We start from the raw sequence: 16,017 nt of genomic DNA, 5'->3' as shown, positions 1-16,017 counted from the left end.
TTCTTCCCACTCATCGGTGTCGGGCGCACCTACGGTCGGGATCGGCCGCTCGACTTGTTCTGGAGGAGTGACGGGGGCATTGGAGCCATCCGAGTCATCACCACACGCGACCATGGCTAGAGCTACGAGCGCTGTGGCGTTCCTCACCAGCTCCAGGTGCAAATTGGAACTCTGCATTGACCTTTACGGACGCTCCTACGGAGAAGGTAAAGGTCACGAGCACGGGTGCCGGCCCAATCTGGAAGCGCCACTTGTATCCCCAGCCCACGCCCAACCCCATTTGACCGCCGTAGCGGCCCGTCTCCCATTGAGTCGCACTCCCGGTGGACGCGCGCTCCAGAGCGGCCTTGATGCCATCCCAATCGGGCGCCAAAGTGATGGTCACGGGGGCGGAGGAAGGGTTTGCAAGCGGGTAATTGACCGAAGAAGACTCGGGGTCCATGGGGTCGATAAGCTGGAAGCCCACCATTTCGGCGGTCATGCTGCTATTGGCTTCGGTACCGGGGTTGCGGCCGAGGCGGCTGTCTATGCTGTATGTGGAACGAGCACTTTCGCCATCTGTGCGGTTGCCTGAGTTCACGGCTTCCACGCAGTTGTCTTGAGCACCGCCCATGCAGTTGATCTCGGTGTCGTTATCATTCTTGGAAGAGCCTTGAGTCGCCTTCGATGTAGTTTTCTGAACTCGGCCAAGTGAAGTAACGCTTGACGTTTTCTGTAATCGGCAGGTTTGCCGACTGGGTTGTTCCCTCCGGATTCGGGTCCTTGAGAGGGATCTCGCCAATCTTGTAAGCGTAGAATCTCGATGTGTTATCGGTGCGGCCAAGGGGGAATGTGTAGATCGATGCCTTGAGGTTTTTTGGTCCGTAGTTTGAAGTCGAGCTCAGCCCCTGGTTCCATGCGCCCCCGACGTTTACTCCCTCGACGAATGGATTGAAAGGGTTCTCGTCCGTGAGATTCGCGGTATCCCAACTGATGTCCACCGGTAGGCTCGCATTGAGACGAGAATTTGTGCGAATGGTTAGTGCGCCCCGAGGCTTAATCTCTCCGGGCAAGATGTAGGCTTGGCGCCCAACGGACGGTTCAACGAACTGAAGTTCGCGCGGCTCAGCAAACTCGCGTTGCGCATAGTACGCGATGAGGTCGTAGGTGCTGGTTGCCGAATCGTAGTAGAAGTCCTGCGGGTTCGCAGTCGGTCGAGATCTTGCCCCCGTAGAACATGCCAAATCGAACATCCTCTCCGAACTGGTAGGGAGTTTCGCTATCGATATCCCGTTTGAAGGCCACGCACCGGAACGCATCAACTGAATCACCGGCAGAGTTCTTGTAGGTGTCACTCATCCACGCTGTAATGGTGGATACCTCGGGCACTAGACCAAACCAAAACTCCGCCCAAAACTCGATCACGTATTCGTTCGTCGGAAAGATGAGCTCTCCGTTAAACTCGCGCGAGGTGTAGAAAGCATCGCCAAGGATTTGGAGTATAGCAGTCTCGAATTGGGTATCGATCGTATTCGATGCTCAAGCCGTTGAAGACGGAGTCATACCAAGAGTTAAAGCCGCCTTTCATGACCACTTCGGGGGCTTCAGGGGCTTCGACACACTGCATGTCCAGGTTTCGTCTTGCACGGCCGTGACACTGGGCTGGAATACACGCGGTGCGGGTTTCAAGCTCCACAGTTTCCTTGGCAGGCTGAGAGCACCCGAGCTCCACAGCGCAGCCTCAACGTGTCTGAACGTGTCTGGCGGGCCGGGCGCGTCCAGCACGATCGCGCGCATGGTGGTCATGGTCTCTCCCTCGTTGATTTGTCGAACATCGCCGCCGCTCACGCCTCGAACAGGAACTGGTCGAACCGCTGCCCGCGGTTCGGGCCAGCCCGGCCACGCGAGCCCCGTCGAACTTGTAGCAGTGTTCGGTGCGCACCTGCTCGCCCGACGACCTGACCGGCGATGCAGAACGACAAGGAGCGCATGGCGCGGAGGTGCATCTCCACCCGATGACCCTCGGGGAGCCTGTCGGGGGCGGCATCTTCCAGGAAATCACCGACCAGGAAATCATCGACGATGGAGGTCACCGCGAGGTCTGGCAGCAGTCGCCGGAGGGCGACCTCTACCACCTCGACCCGCACGACGACGAGCTCGACCTCTGGGTGTTCCGGCTCGGATACCGTGAGGGCAGCGTTGATCTCGTGAATGGCTGTTTTGCGCTTGCGAAACGCGACCTCGCCTTGTACACTTGTACAAACAACACCGCAAGTCAGCCAAAAGCATGGAGACTTGTTGACGTAGAGTTTATACGCATGACCAAGACAATCGCCAGCGACACCGACACGCACGTGCTGATGGCAGCTGCTAAGCTCTTCCGCGAACATGGGGTTGTCGGCGCCTCGATACGGGCCATCGCAGACGCCGCCGGTGTGCTTCCGGGCAGCGTCACCTACCGCTATCCGACCAAGGAAGCGCTCGTCGTTGCACTCATGCAGCGTGCGGTCGCGGACATCAGCGTCCGCGTGTTCGACGCGATCGAGGTGTCGAGCGATCCAGTCGAGCGGCTGCGGCTGGCGATGAGGGTCCACCTGCGAACACTGCTGGACGGGGACGACGCCGTGTTCGTTCTGCTCTTCGACTGGCAGCGGTTGTCGCCGCAGAGCCGGGCCGCTCTCGCGCAGGAACGACGTCGCTACGAGTCGATCTGGGAGGGGCTCATCTACGCCGCGGCGGCGAGTGGACAACTGGTCGAGGGGCTCGATCTTTCGCTCGTGCGCAAGTTCGTGTTCGGAGCCGCAAACTCGGTCGCCTTCTGGTACCAGGCTGGGGGCCCACGCACCCCAGAGGAGATCGCCGACGCTTTCTCTGCGCTGATCGGCCTGGGGGCCCTGTCCGAACGCTCGCGCCCTCATCCCAGCGTCGAAACCTATGAACGATTGGGCGCGCTACGGCCCCATATAACACGAAACCAAGGTGGCGAAGATGTTGAGTGATGATGATGTGAAGTGGCTAGAGACTCCCCAGCCTGGGTGGTCGGCATTGCGCCTGCCGCACATGATCCTGGAGGACAGCTTCGTCTCCGGCGACAGCTCGGGCCGTCGGCTCTCACTTCGATTCTTCCGACACGACCCGGACCGAAGCTTGCGAGCCAAGGTCATCTTCGGCCCAGGGACGCAGGGTCCGCCCGGGCACGCCCACGGCGGCAGCATGGCGGCGGTTCTGGACGATGCGATGGGCGGCGCCGCGTGGATGCAGGGCCATCCGGTCGTGGCGGCTGAGCTCACCGCTCGATTCAAGACCATGCTTCCCCTCGGGGCGCGCTGCGTCGTGGAGGCCTGGGTGAGCGCCGTGGACGGTCGCAAGGTACGAGTCGCCGGCCGGCTCAGGCAGGGCGACGGCGACACCGTCTTTGCGGAGGGCGAGGCGCTCTTCATTACGCTCGACCCCAAGAAGTTCGGTGTGCTGACGTCGGAGGCGTCCCGGATCTTCTCCGAGCTCGACGAGGGCACGTCATGAACGAAAGCCCCCCTCTCGAGCGCCTTCTCGACCCAGCGCAATGCCTGGAACCGACCGAATTCATCGACAGCGACAGCGCTTCCGTGGAAGCGCTCGCCCAGCGTGTGCAGGGGGAAGGTCCGCCCATCCAGAAAGCCATCCGCCTCTTCGAGCACGTCCGCGACGAGATCCAGTACGAGTTCCGAGCGAAGCTTACGAACGACGAGTATCGCGCGAGCCGTGTCCTGGCGGACGAAAAGGGGTTCTGCGTGCAGAAGGCCGTCTTACTTTGCGCGCTGCTGCGAGCTGCGCGGATACCGTCGGCGCTCGTGCTCTGCGACCTCAAGGACTACACGCTCCCCACGCGCATCGTCCAGGCGATGGGTACCGACACGATGTTCCACCACGGCCTCAACGCCATCCACCTCAACGGGAGGTGGCTCCTGGCGGACGCCAGCTTGTCCCCAGACGTCGTCGAACGAAAGCGCTACCGTCGCGTCGACTTCAACGGTGAAGACGACGCGCTCTTTCCGAAGACGACGCTCGCTGGAGCCGCCCACGCCGAGGTCATCCGATTCCACGGGATGTACGTCGATCTTCCATTCAGTCAGATGATGGGAGCCTTCATGGCCGCATACGCGCAGGCCGATCTGGCCGCGCTGGCGGAGTTGGGGTACCGGTTCTGACGGTCGAACGTTGACGCTCGGAGTGGCAGCTCATCGACGGTAGCCCCGTCTGAGCTCGTTGTCCCAGCCGTCGTGGACCGCAGATCGCTCAGCTCACGTGGCGTCGTTGTAACGTCGACGTGCTGTGTGGATGGCGGGGCGGTTTGTCTCGGCCCATTCGGCCAGCGCCATGATGGGCTCGAGCAGGGTACGGCCCAGCGGCGTGAGCGCATAGTCCACGCGCGGCGGTGTGGTTGGCGTCACCGTGCGCGTGACGAGCCCGTCCCGCTCGAGGCCGCGCAGCGTGCGCGTCAGCATCCGCTGCGAAATCCCGTCGATGGAGCGGCGCAGGTCGCTGAATCGCATCGACCCTTCGCGAAGGACCGCGACGATGTGGACGCTCCACTTGTCACCGACGCGGCTCAGCACCTCCCGAACCGGGCAGTCCTCGTGGGTCATCTTCCTGTGCCTAGCAGACATGGATGTGCCTCCTTGCGGCGGGGGCGATCTACTTCCTATGATATCCTAGGTCACCCTTGGGAACCAACACACACAAGCGAACCAGGGAATCGCAGGCGGACGAAGTTCCGTCGAGTCCGGCGCGCTTGCTCACGCGACGCCGGGCTCTCGCCACTCTTTCGGCGGGTGTGGTCGGTGCCGCAGCGATGCGACTGTTTCGGGAGCCAAGCATGCCCAATAAGTCCCAGGCCTCGATGAAGCGACTCCCTACCCTCTACGTCCCGCACGGCGGCGGCCCGTGCTTCTTCATGGAATGGACGCTCGGGTCGCGTGACACCTGGGATCGCATGGCGGGGTTCCTGCGCACGATCCCGCAGCGCTATCCAACGGCGCGCGCCCTGCTGGTGGTCTCGGCCCACTGGGAGGAGCCTGTCGTCCTGGCGAGCCGGCGCTCGCGGCGAGGGTGCGAGGGCTCCTCGGCGCGGCGCCATCGTGCGAAAGGTGGACTTCGACGAGCCCCAGACCCTTAGCGACGCGATCGCCGGTGTGGACCGGGTCCTCCTCATCAGCACCGACTCGCTGGAGCCCGGCAAGCGTGGCGAGCAGCACAAGGGCGCGATCGAGGTCCTCGCGAAGGCGGGTGTCAAGCACGTCGTCTACACATCGCTCGCCCGCGCCGAGGCGGCGGCTCTGTCGGCGGCGTTCGAGGGCAAGCGAACGATGGAGCTCACCGGCCCTGCCGTCGTGACCTACGCCGACCACGCCGAGCTCGCGAGCGAGATCTCCGGCCCGCGACGCAGCCTGACGGCGACCCCGAGGGTGGTTGAGGAACTTCACGTCGATCACGGCGGGAGGGCCGAGGTGTGGCTGTAATCGGGGGAACGACCAGAGTTGGCGCCGATCTCGACGTTCTTGATGCCCTTGCTGGGGTCGGCGAGCGGGTTGCTCGGCGCTGAATTGAAGGCCGGAGGATGCCGTGGAGCCGCCGATGACGGCCGAGAACGCCTCGATCGTGCTTTGGCACCCGACGGGGTGGATGCTATTCGCGGTCCGGGAGCTTGCGGCGAGTCGGCTGACGGAGACGCGCCCGCGCGCACCGAAAAGCGCAGGCGGATGTCCCACTCGCCGCTAATAACCGGGTGCTCTTTGGTGTCAAGCGCCCGGACGCGTCTCCAGGTGTCTGCGGGCCCTTCGAGAGCCCGTTTCGACCCCGAAGAGGCGTCTCATCGGCTCGGCGTGGCTCTGGCGCTCACAGACCTCGGAGTGTCGTCGCATGCCCGAGGAGTCGGCAAACCAGCGGAAACAAGGGCACAAATGACAAGACCCCCGCCAGCGATGCCGACGAGGGTCTTGTTAAGAGAAAGGCCCAGGCTGACTAGCCTGGGCCTTATGAAGCTCCGGCTGCAAGATTCGAACTTGCGACCAATCGGTTAACAGCCGATTGCTCTACCACTGAGCTAAGCCGGATTATGCGTGTTGGATGCCGCAGAATATGGGGCTTGTCAATACGAATCGTTGACTTTGCTTGGCCTTCCACCTATGCGTTCGGCTCATTTTGAAGGGAGAAAAACGATATGTTTCGAGCACTAATCTTAGCAGGGATTGCTTCGTTGGGAATTCACTTTGGTTGCAGTGATGACGAGGCTGAGAGTCCAGTCAATAATCCGGCCAACAATCCGAATGATTTGGGGACGGCCGATATGGCAGAAGACTCTGCAGACGACTCAGGAACACCTGACGTTGATTCCGGAGGCGGCGATTGTATTCAGGCCACCATCAACGGCCAATGGGAGCTCACGCTAGCCGATGATGTCTCTGTGGAATACTCTGCCGAGATTTCGCCCGAAGTTGAGGGAGCGGTGCGGCAAGTCTCGGTCTTATTTGAGCGCTACATGCCTGGGGCGGATGTCGGAACCTTTGATTTGAGTCAGGGAGGCGACAACAATTTTGGCACATGCGCTCATTGCGTGTTTGTGCGCACGGACACAGCTGAGCGTGCCTACTTCACCGAGTCCGGAATCCTGGAATCTACATCCGATCCGTACTCACGGCGTGCCGATTTCAGCTTAAGTGGACTCAAGCTCATCGAGGTCACGGTGAACCCTTTGACGCGGGAAAGCACGCCCGTTGAAGGTGGGGGCTGCGTGGAGTTTGCTGACTTTGAGGTTTCGGGCGTCTTCCCACCAGAGGAGTGGACATGCCCGGCTGAAACTTACGGTGATGGTGCCCAATGCAATTGCGGATGTGGAGCCTACGACCCAGATTGCGCGACAGGGGGCGATTGCTTACCTGGCGCCCCAGACTGCCCAGAGCCCGTCGAGTTGCCCGTGGTGGGCTGCCAGGAGTCGGAGGTCTGTACCTTCGACCCTGTGGCTGCCTCAGCTGAATGTTTTGAGACGTGTGATTGGGCCGGCAGAGCAGGTTGCACCACAGGCACCTGTGTTTTTGATTCAGGCGCGAACGATGGCAAGGACCTTTGCATCTTGGATGCGATACGTATCGCGCCAGGAGTGGGTATCGGTGAAGATTGCCCGTCCACCGGATATCAGATGGTTTGCAACGTCAACGGCGGTTTTGCCGAAGGATATTGTGACCCCAATGACGTTTGCCGGGCGCTTTGCAACTCCAACGAAGAGTGCACGGAGCAAGGCCATACCTGCCAGCCGTTCCTCTTCGGGGAGTCGTTTGGCTATTGCGGGCCGGAGCCCACAGACGGCTAGTAGCTGCACCTGCCACCACGTCTATCTTCTGGAGTGCTAATGAAGTCCATATTGGAACATATCGGGTCCACACATTTAGTGAAGCTTCAGAGGATCGGGCACGGCCTGCCACATGATGTGCTCGTCAAATGCGAACATCTTAATCCCGGAGGCTCGATCAAAGATCGAATTGCTGTGTCGATTGTGAACGATGCCGAGCAACGCGGAGTGCTCAAGCCGGGCATGACGTTGATCGAGGCAACGGCCGGCAACACCGGCGTTGGGCTGGCGTTGGTTGCGGCGTCACGAGGCTACAAGCTCGTGTGTGTGATGCCGGAGAAGATGTCTGTGGATAAGCAGCTGGCTTTGCGAGCGATGGGAGCCGAGGTCATCATCGCGCCCAACGCGCCTCCCGCAAGTCCAGAAAACTTTCAGAATGTGGCCAGGCGTCTTGCCAATGAGAACGGCTGGTTTCTAACGGACCAGTTCGAAAACCCCGCCAATATTGCCGCTCACGAATTTGGGACGGCTGTGGAGCTCGTGGAGCAAGTCGAAGGTCCGATCGGCGCCTTTGTCTCCGGGGCGGGAACGGGAGGCACCATTACAGGGGTTGGGCGCTATCTCAAACGCGTGAGCCCCGAAACTCAGATTGTGCTGGCAGACCCTATCGGGTCTGGGCTTGCGCATTGGGTGAGGACTGGCGAGCTCGGGCCCGATGGCAAGTACGAAGTCGAAGGCATCGGGGCGAGCAAGGTCCCAAAAAATCTGGACCGTTCGGTGATCGATTCTGCGGAGTCTATCTCCGACGAAGAGAGTTTCTCAATGGTCATGCGTCTCGCTCAGGAAGAGGGACTTTATGTGGGAGGCTCAGCTGGCGCTAATCTGGCCGCCGCATTGAGGGTTGCCGCCCGGGGCGGGCTCAAGGGGCCGGTCATCACCGTCATGTGTGATAGCTGGGATCGCTACCGCTCAAAGCCTTGGATGCAGCAGTGGATTACTAAAAAGTAAGCTGCGTTTTGTGATCGTGTGGTGTAAATCCGTCACATGATTGTAACACGATACATTGCAAAATCTTTAATCGTCATGGGTGGACTTCTGATCGCGCCGAATGCGTGGGCGGATGACCCGGAGATTGAATCTGTTGAAGTAGCTACCGAGGATAAGACTGCCTCGTTTAGTATCGGACTTGATGCACAAGTACGATACGAACTGAGCGCACCGGAGGGCGGTCAAGCCACGGGGCAATTCGCGCTCAGAAGGCTTCGCCCTATTCTTGGTTTCAAGGCTTTTGAGGTCTTCTCGGCCAAGTTTGTACCTGAGTTTGCTGGGCCACCAGAACTCAAAGACGGCATCATCGAATGGGCGCCGCATTCCAACTTTTCCTTAGAAGCGGGTCAGTTTGCGCCTCCGTTCAACTGGGAACGCGACGGCTCGAGCGACTACCATCAGTTTACGGAACGCTCCGTTGCGAATCGCGAGTTCCAGATTGCGGACGGCCGAGATATCGGCGTTCAGTTTGACTGGGAACTCGAAAAGCTGCTGGACGTTGAAGCTGGCATCTTCAATGGCGCAGGGAGCAACACCGAGGTTGAACCTGGGCGGGGAAATCTCGTGACTGGCCGCGTGGCCTATGCGCCCTTTGGGGCCTATCATGAGGTAGAGGTCGTTCCTTTTGTGGTCGAAAAGTTCGTGTTGATGGTGGGGGCAGGTGGCTATTTTGCTTGGGATAACGCATGGCGAGATTGGACACCTCCGGGGGCAGCAGCTGCGGAAGATGTGATGGCGCCAGCCAACGTATGGTCTGCGACCGCGGACTTGCACGTTTGGTATTGGCGCCTCGGGCTCCATACTCAGGGATTTTATCGTGGGGTCAGTTCAGCAGAGGAGGGGGCGTTTGAGGCCTATAATGGTCTCGGATTTACCGGCCAACTTAGCTTCTTGGCCATCAACGAGCTCGCCTTTTTTGCGTTTCGTTACAGTCACTCTCAGGCTGATATAGACCTCGATTCGACTGTGAATGAATTTGCGGGCGCACTGCAGATTTTCCACAAAGGAAATCGGTCAAAATTCACACTAGACGGAGGTGTGATTGACCGCGGTGATGCAGCGCCCTTGGACCGATTCGCAAGACTGCAATATCAGCTGCTACTCTGACGTTGGGGCTAGCCTGAGATTCGGCAGTTCTCGACCACGGAGAGTGCTTCTTGTTCGTCGCAATCGTAGACTTCTTTGTCAGGGTCTACGGTGACGGTGATGGTCACGTCTTGAGCCGGAGCACCCGGGTCCACCGTCCAAACCAGGTTGAAGTCTTCTTCCTCGCCGACGAGTAGCTCCGCTGAAGTTGTTACCCGAGCGATTTCAACAGTCGTGCCTTGGAAGGTTCCGGTGACCACGAGCGGCACATTGGCGGGAACGGTGTCGGTTCCAGAGTTTCGGACTGTGAAGGCAATTGGCATCTGCAAAGTCAACCCACACGTGGTGCCAGTTGCGGTCAGGGTCGTGACCTCGAGCTCTGGCGCGCTGAAGACTACATTGGCCCCGTCAAAGCTTCCCTGGTTATCGTCCTCATTGCATTCGTTGATGGTTGCGTCCGGGTCTATGATGGCGCCGATTTCGAAACCATTTGTGACCCAATCGGCGGGAACAGCATACGTGACTTCCACCACTTCGCGTTGGCCAGGAAGCAGCCGCGTGGTGAGGGTTGTGTCGTCAATGACGATGGTGTCGCCGCCGCTTGACCCGTAGATTCGGATGAGCGTGTTGCCAGGCGCAACGCCGAGTGCCCCAGCATTTGAGACGGTGACTCGGATGATGACCTCCGAATCTTCACCACAACCAAGGCCGCGCACGTCTACGCTTTCAATCAGAAGGTTTGGCGCGTCAAAGATGCCTCCGGGTTGAATGTTTTGGCGGAAGTTGTTCAGGCGGCCGTTCAGCCAGTTGATATCGGGCTGAGCCGGCACAGTGCCGTCTTCGTTGATATTGGTCACGGCATAGGCATGCTGGTTCCAGATGCGCCGTGTTCGAACCCAGTTGTCGGACGGGTCTTTGAAGACCTTGATGGATTGTGCGGTGGCGGAAGGCACCACGATTTCGGAGTTACCGTCGTTGTCTACGTCCGCAACAATCGGCATTTCGATTCGCGTGTTGCTGCTATGGCTCGGGTCGTCAAAGAGGATCGCGCCAGTCGTACCGTCAAAGATTCGGAAATTTTGTTCGTCGGCGTAGACCATCTCAGCCTTTCCGTCGCCTTCGAAGTCGAAGACCGAAGATGCCGTCACACGGCTTGAGCAGTCTTGGTTTGGAGTTGCCCAGAGTACGCCTCGGGCAAAACAGCCGTCGTCTTCCCAGGTGTCGGTATCGCAGTCGAGGTCGAGCACGGTGTAGAAGTCGGCAGCAGCCGTGCCGATTTCCGGGCGACCATCACCATCAAAATCTGCAATGGTTGGCGGGCCGCTTTCGTTACGTGTGCAGTCGTCTTTGACGATTTGTTGTTGCCAGAAGAGAGTGCCGTCGTGGTTGAGTACGAAGACCTCGCCGAGGCGAATGATGACGATTTCGCCTTCCGGATCGCCGTCGAACTCCGCGACCGCCGTGTAGCCGTCACAGGGAAGGCCGCCCTGGCACGTGGAGTTGCTGGTCGTGTACTCATAAGTCCAACGCACAGTGCCATCGTGGCTATAGAGGGTATTGCCGGCCATGACTTCTTGCATGCCGTCAAGGTCTACGTCTGCCGCAATCGATGAGGGTCCGAGGAACGCGTTGTTGCCGATTCCAACAGGAGTTTGTGAGTTGGCAACGCCGTCCCATTTGAGGTTTCCATCCTGCCCGTTGAGAACCACGTTTCCGACGAAGACCTCTGGGTTTCCGTCTCCGTCAAGATCTGCAATGCCGACAGTAGGGCCGCCGCGAGTGTGGACTCCGAAAGTCGGGTACTCGTCGTTTTCCCACATAGGCTCCCAAGTTGCCCCGTCTGGTGTCACGCGTTTCCAAGCGACAAGGCCTTGAGGTGTGACCTTTTGGTTCGTTTGAAGGTTCTGGCCTTTGACCGCCACAATCTCCGGGACTCCGTCGCCATCCAAGTCTCCGAGTGCTGGCGCGGCGTCGTTGGTCATCACCACTGAGTCGAGGGACGCAATGGTGGTCATTTCGCCGTTTGCGCCGCACCGTCCGTCTACAATTCTCAGTGTGCCCCGTTTGTCGCAGCATCCGGAGGTCCGTGTCAGAAACACGATTTCGGGCACGTCATCTGTGTTGGTCAGGCCGTCGCCGTTGTCGTCGGTGAGGTTCCCGACAATTGGCGCCACAACAACGTGAACGCTGTCGGGATTGACGGTTGGTGCCGGGTTTGGCCAAAAGCATCCCACCTCAGGTTCAAAGGGGCCGATTGGGGGAATGAATTCGCAGACTTCGACCGCATCACGCGGGACGCACTTGCCCACCGTGGGCTCGCAGATTTCTTCAACGGCACATTCTTCGGTCACCGTACAATCGGCTCCAGGCGTCAGACATGCTTGTCCAAGACAGATATCGGCTTCAGCGCAACAAAGCTCAAATCCCGCTCCGCACCGTGTACCCGCACAGGGGTCGAGGCAGAGGTCTTGGAAACACTCCTGGCCTTCGCCGCAGCACACGCCGTTACACTCAACGGTGGAGCAGGTATTGGCATCCGGCTCACCCATATCGGAAGGGCCCCCATCGGGCTCTCCCATATCTGACTGGCCACCGTCGCCTAGATTGTTGGCATCATCGGCCATGTCTTGGGTGTTATTGCCGGCGTCGGAATTGGGAATGCCGCCGGAGTCGTCATCGCATCCGCTGCATCCCGAACCAAGAGAGAAGAGGGCCACTAAAATGAGTAATCGGAACATCTTTATACCTTCGGAGCTTGGGTCACGCGCACACCCAGTGTAGCGCGAAACTCAATCCGCAGAAATAGAAACCCTGTGTTTCGCGTCCCCAAAGTATCGAATCTGAACGGGAGTTTAGGCCAAGGAAGTGGCGTTGCTCAATCCCAGCGGCTTGTGATCTCGAGACCGAAATCAACCACTGTACCGCTGAGCTCTGGGTTGAGGTTTTCGATACGAAGCGTCCACGTGCCGTTTGCGTCTTCATCGCTCGGAAAGCCCATGATGGCCTCTCGCCTCAAATAGATTTCTCGGGCGTCTGCATCCTGATCATGAATGACAGACTCCGTTCCGGTTGGGTTGACGAGGGTCACGCGGAGTTGGGAGTAGTCGGGATGGATGATGAAAAGGTCGAGGCTCACGTCGGTGTGGACTGATGCCAACCCGTAGCTTAGCAATTCAATGTTGGTGACTTCACCGGAGATTGATTGCTCCGATACCTGGGAGAAATGCCGACGCATCCAGGCTGGATTGCAAATTCCACCGCCGAAGTTCTCACCGGCGCATACGAGACCGTTGGTCCATGGGCAATCCAGAGATGAATTGCAGTCGAGTTGGTCACCCTCGGGTCGGAGGCCTGTGTCGATACAACTTCCGACCTGGCTCACAACACCCACACATTTGAGGTCGCCAAGGCAGTCACCGTCCGTCCAACAATCTTGTCTTTCGACGCCCACAAACGCCTTGCAATCGTAGATGTCGAGGTCTGAGATCACGGCGACTTTGTTCAGAGTACCGGCGGCGTAAATGGCGCCAACCGATGTGTCTCCGAGTGCGTACTCAAAAACTTCAAAGGCGCGACGGCTCGATGCGTCCCAAACTTGAACGACGTTGACCTCGCCCGCGTCCACCGTCTGAAATGCCTTGTCCACGGAGTCGACGTCATCAAACCCTGCGTAGACTAAGGAGTCTACGAGTTGGTCTGCCTGTGTTTCGCTGAGTTCTGATGGGCCTGTGACGGCGGTCTTTTGAACAATGCTTGTGGCTGGGGTGCCTTTGGTGACGAGATCGTAATAGCTACCTCCGAAGACACACTCTTGAACCGTCGGTGACGGCGCGGGCACGCAGTCCCCGCTCTCGCACGTGGCTTGGACGCGGTAGAAGCCGCTTCCTTCATAGGTCCCGACCACCAACATATAGGTGCCGGTCTGAGGGACTTTGAAGTCCTTGATTCGAGAAAGAGGACCCCAGCCGCTATCATCATCACGCGCGATGAGTTCACCAAATCCGCCCTGAGCGTCTTTTGGGCCGTAGAGGAACAAAAGGGAGTCGAAGCCCCGGCTTGTTCCTTTTTGAGAGACTTCGAGCGTCGCGATGCCGCCTTCGGCCATTTCGACCTCGTAAGCATCGAACTTAAGCGGCTCAGGAATTCTATTGCCAATCGCGGTTTCAGAACCGAATTCGAGTACGCCACGGTTAGCCACTGAGGATGTATCAGCCTTGCCATTGATCAAGTTGGGCAGTGCCGCCTCAGGTTTGGCGGAATCGGATTCGCCGCACGCTACGGTAAGAGCGAGCGAAAAGCCCAAAATCGTTGTTCTTAGTGATGAATTGATCATGGCCGCTCTTCGCTATTGGTGGCGGCAATGGGTAGATGTTTGAGGGCCAAAAGTCAAACGCGGGCACTAGAAGAGACGGCAATTTTCGAGGTCATCACATTGAGTCCATTGCCACTGGAAACCATTATGAGCCCATTCTTCGTTTTCCACCATGATTTCAGTGGGTTGTTTCGTGTTGGAGTCGAATGTGAGCTCGATGGTTCGGTCTTGGCTGTCCGAGCATTCGCCGCTGATTAAAAGTGTGTGTTCATCGGCTGCTCGCCATGAATCACCGAATGTACAGGTGGGTGACCACTCCAAGCACGTAGGGCTGCTGTTGGACGCATCCGTATAGCGGTTGCAACGCGAAACAAACCCAATCTCCATCAAACCGTCACCTCCCAGGTACTCGGTTTGCAGTTCCAAGAGCGTGCCATCCGATCGGAACTCGTACCAGGTGGCCTCGTAGAGCGCATGTGTGGGCTGATCCACTCGCCAGATGCCCGCCCATTGGGCGTTGTAGTCTGGTGTCTCGGGTTCAACGATGGGCTCTTCTTCAAGAGGTGGTTCTTCTTGAAACTGCCAGGGAGTCGAGGTGGCGTCGTCGGAGCAGGCGCTGGCGACAAGGGCGAATACGAGGATGTAGTTTGGTGTTTTCATGTTTCAAGTCGACGAGGGCTCTGTCCTCGTCAGATGGGCGTTGGAACGTCTTCATTTGTACTTCTGAAGGTAAGAGTGTCCCGAAAAATAGAAGATTAGGCAAATGCGGGTACTCTTTGAAGTCTGCACCATTCATCCAAGGAGGACAGAGCCCTCCTTTACACTCATGACGACGACCTGCTAAAACCGGGGCCTCAATTCAGTACAAGGAGATCTCATGGGATTGTTGATCAAAGGTGGAGAAATCGTGACCGCAAGTTCACGATACGTGGCAGATATTTGGTGCGAAGGCGAGACCATCACCAGAATTGAAAAAGACATCGACCCACCGGCTGGTGCCGAAGTCATCGATGCCACCGGGAAGTTCGTATTTCCTGGCTTTATCGACCCGCACGTTCATATCCATCTTCCGTTCATGGGGACCTTCGCGAAGGATACTCACACAACGGCGAGTATTGCTGCGCTGGTCGGGGGCACCACGACCTATATCGAGATGTGCTGCCCCTCAAGAGAAGATGACGCTCTCGAAGGCTATGAGCTCTGGAAGAACAAGGCCGAAGGCAAGAGCGCCTGCGATTACACCTTCCACATGGCGGTGTCGAAGTTCGATGAAAAGACCGAAGCTCAACTTCGAGAAATCGTCAAAGACGGCATGACCTCGTTCAAGGTCTTCCTCGCGTACAAAGACTTCTTTGGGGTGTACGACGAAGAGCTCTACAAGACCCTCAAGCTCGCGAAGGAACTCGACGTTATCGTCACTGCCCACTGCGAGAATGCCGAGCTCGTTTTCCAACTTCAGCAGCAGCTCTTGAGCGAAGGAAAGACTGGCCCAGAATGGCACGAGCCGAGCCGACCGGAGCGCGTTGAGGCTGAAGGAACTAGCCATTTTGCGTCCTTCTTGGAGATGACCGGAGCCCGAGGGTACGTCGTGCATCTCAGTTGCCGTGCCGCGCTGGAAGCCGCCGTGGCTGCGCGTGATCGGGGCGTAGATATCACGGTGGAGACCGTGATTCCGCATCTGATCTTCGACAAGACTTATGCTGAGCGCGACAATTTCGAAGGCGCAAAATGGGTGATGTCACCGCCTCTTCGTGAGAAGTCCAACCAGCCCTATCTTTGGAACGCGTTGAACAGCGGCGCCATTGACACAATCGGCACCGATCACTGCCCGTTTGACCTCGAACAAAAAGACATGGGTAAGGGCGATTTCACCAAGATTCCTAACGGGATTCCTGGGATCGAGGACCGCGTCAATCTCCTCTATACGTATGGGGTTTCGCGCGGAAATCTAGACATTCATCGATTCGTGGACTCCGCGAGCACCAAAGCTGCGAAGCTTTTTGATCTCTTTCCGAAGAAAGGTTGTATCGCGGTTGGTAGCGACGCTGACCTCGTGGTCTACGACCCGAACTATCGCGGGAAAATCTCGGCAGAAACCCATCAGGTCAACAATGATTACAGTGGTTTCGAAGGTTTCGAAATTGACGGTAAGCCGAGTGTGGTTACTGTGCGCGGCCAAGTCGCCGTGCGCGACGGCAAGTTCGTCGGCGATACCTCAAGAGGCCAGCTGCTTCGGCGCCGGTAGTTCGGTTCGCAAGAAAAAAGAAAA

At 58.3% G+C, this 16,017-nt stretch carries 16 protein-coding genes and 1 tRNA gene (1 of these 17 cut by a window edge); 9 read left to right on the top strand and 8 right to left on the bottom strand.

Going from position 1 to position 16,017, the window contains the following annotated elements; translation table 11 throughout:
- The 3 genes in view from FRD01_RS05720 to FRD01_RS05710 are tightly spaced (at most 22 nt apart) and all read right to left on the bottom strand, a layout consistent with a single transcriptional unit that may run on beyond the window.
- Positions 1-147: the start of a hypothetical protein gene (locus tag FRD01_RS05720; protein ID WP_146958433.1), read on the bottom strand. The gene continues 396 nt to the left of window position 1, outside the view; the window shows 147 of its 543 coding nt (coding positions 1-147); it begins with the start codon at positions 145-147; the stop codon falls past the left edge of the window.
- Complete coding sequence (locus FRD01_RS05715) at positions 98-613, bottom strand: hypothetical protein (protein WP_146958432.1); 516 nt, start codon at positions 611-613, stop codon at positions 98-100. Before FRD01_RS05715 ends, FRD01_RS05720 begins: the two co-directional genes overlap by 50 nt.
- Positions 614-635: 22 nt before the next feature.
- Entirely contained in the window at positions 636-1,232 is a 597-nt protein-coding gene (locus FRD01_RS05710; protein ID WP_146958431.1) for a hypothetical protein, read from the bottom strand.
- 681 nt (positions 1,233-1,913) lie between these two features.
- Here FRD01_RS05710 and FRD01_RS05705 point away from each other — a divergent pair.
- Genes FRD01_RS05705 through FRD01_RS05695 form a run of 3 tightly spaced genes read left to right on the top strand, consistent with a single transcriptional unit; the run spans position 1,914 to position 4,166 of the window.
- The gene (locus FRD01_RS05705) at positions 1,914-2,978 is read left to right on the top strand and encodes a TetR/AcrR family transcriptional regulator (protein WP_146958430.1); all 1,065 of its coding nucleotides are present in this window, start codon (positions 1,914-1,916) and stop codon (positions 2,976-2,978) included.
- Positions 2,968-3,501: a PaaI family thioesterase gene (locus FRD01_RS05700; protein WP_146958429.1), complete on the top strand. Its 534-nt coding sequence runs from the start codon at positions 2,968-2,970 to the stop codon at positions 3,499-3,501. Before FRD01_RS05705 ends, FRD01_RS05700 begins: the two co-directional genes overlap by 11 nt.
- Positions 3,498-4,166 carry a transglutaminase-like domain-containing protein gene (locus tag FRD01_RS05695; RefSeq protein ID WP_146958428.1) on the top strand — a complete coding sequence of 223 codons (669 nt, stop codon included), beginning with the start codon at positions 3,498-3,500 and terminating at the stop codon, positions 4,164-4,166. Before FRD01_RS05700 ends, FRD01_RS05695 begins: the two co-directional genes overlap by 4 nt.
- Positions 4,167-4,259: 93 nt before the next feature.
- Here FRD01_RS05695 and FRD01_RS05690 read toward each other — a convergent pair whose 3' ends face one another.
- A complete protein-coding gene (locus FRD01_RS05690; protein WP_249756043.1) occupies positions 4,260-4,604 on the bottom strand; it encodes a winged helix-turn-helix transcriptional regulator in 345 nt (114 codons plus the stop codon).
- 230 nt (positions 4,605-4,834) lie between these two features.
- Between FRD01_RS05690 and FRD01_RS24195 the strand changes: the two genes are divergently transcribed.
- Both FRD01_RS24195 and FRD01_RS05680 read left to right on the top strand, forming a co-directional pair.
- The gene (locus FRD01_RS24195) at positions 4,835-5,134 is read left to right on the top strand and encodes a class III extradiol ring-cleavage dioxygenase family protein (protein ID WP_249756042.1); all 300 of its coding nucleotides are present in this window, start codon (positions 4,835-4,837) and stop codon (positions 5,132-5,134) included.
- Complete coding sequence (locus FRD01_RS05680) at positions 5,106-5,477, top strand: NmrA family NAD(P)-binding protein (protein ID WP_249756041.1); 372 nt, start codon at positions 5,106-5,108, stop codon at positions 5,475-5,477. The genes FRD01_RS24195 and FRD01_RS05680 overlap by 29 nt, the downstream gene beginning before the upstream one ends.
- A 522-nt stretch (positions 5,478-5,999) precedes the next feature.
- Here the strand turns inward: FRD01_RS05680 and FRD01_RS05675 are convergent.
- Positions 6,000-6,071, bottom strand: a tRNA-Asn gene (locus FRD01_RS05675).
- 107 nt (positions 6,072-6,178) lie between these two features.
- Here FRD01_RS05675 and FRD01_RS05670 point away from each other — a divergent pair.
- The 3 genes from FRD01_RS05670 to FRD01_RS05660 are packed head-to-tail and all read left to right on the top strand — an operon-like array spanning position 6,179 to position 9,457.
- The gene (locus FRD01_RS05670) at positions 6,179-7,324 is read left to right on the top strand and encodes a hypothetical protein (protein WP_146958426.1); all 1,146 of its coding nucleotides are present in this window, start codon (positions 6,179-6,181) and stop codon (positions 7,322-7,324) included.
- Between the two features lie 39 nt (positions 7,325-7,363).
- On the top strand, positions 7,364-8,311 hold the full coding sequence (locus FRD01_RS05665) for a PLP-dependent cysteine synthase family protein (RefSeq protein WP_146958425.1): 948 nt from the start codon (positions 7,364-7,366) through the stop codon (positions 8,309-8,311).
- Between the two features lie 36 nt (positions 8,312-8,347).
- The gene (locus tag FRD01_RS05660) at positions 8,348-9,457 is read left to right on the top strand and encodes a porin (protein ID WP_146958424.1); all 1,110 of its coding nucleotides are present in this window, start codon (positions 8,348-8,350) and stop codon (positions 9,455-9,457) included.
- Positions 9,458-9,465: 8 nt separating this feature from the next.
- Here FRD01_RS05660 and FRD01_RS05655 read toward each other — a convergent pair whose 3' ends face one another.
- From FRD01_RS05655 to FRD01_RS05645, 3 genes are all read right to left on the bottom strand, one after another.
- Positions 9,466-12,174, bottom strand: coding sequence for an FG-GAP-like repeat-containing protein (locus tag FRD01_RS05655; RefSeq protein ID WP_146958423.1), 2,709 nt, complete (start codon positions 12,172-12,174; stop codon positions 9,466-9,468).
- A gap of 137 nt (positions 12,175-12,311) precedes the next feature.
- The gene (locus FRD01_RS05650; protein WP_146958422.1) at positions 12,312-13,769 is read right to left on the bottom strand and encodes a proprotein convertase P-domain-containing protein; all 1,458 of its coding nucleotides are present in this window, start codon (positions 13,767-13,769) and stop codon (positions 12,312-12,314) included.
- A gap of 66 nt (positions 13,770-13,835) precedes the next feature.
- On the bottom strand, positions 13,836-14,408 hold the full coding sequence (locus FRD01_RS05645) for a hypothetical protein (RefSeq protein WP_146958421.1): 573 nt from the start codon (positions 14,406-14,408) through the stop codon (positions 13,836-13,838).
- A gap of 217 nt (positions 14,409-14,625) precedes the next feature.
- Between FRD01_RS05645 and hydA the strand changes: the two genes are divergently transcribed.
- A complete protein-coding gene (gene hydA, locus FRD01_RS05640) occupies positions 14,626-15,993 on the top strand; it encodes a dihydropyrimidinase (protein WP_146958420.1) in 1,368 nt (455 codons plus the stop codon).
- Positions 15,994-16,017 lie beyond the last annotated feature (24 nt).

The organism is Microvenator marinus (genome assembly GCF_007993755.1).
Lineage (GTDB): Bacteria > Myxococcota_A > Bradymonadia > Bradymonadales > Bradymonadaceae > Allomicrovenator > Allomicrovenator marinus.
The sequence above is the reverse complement of the archived record's forward strand: the minus strand, read 5'-3'. Positions and strand labels throughout refer to the sequence as shown.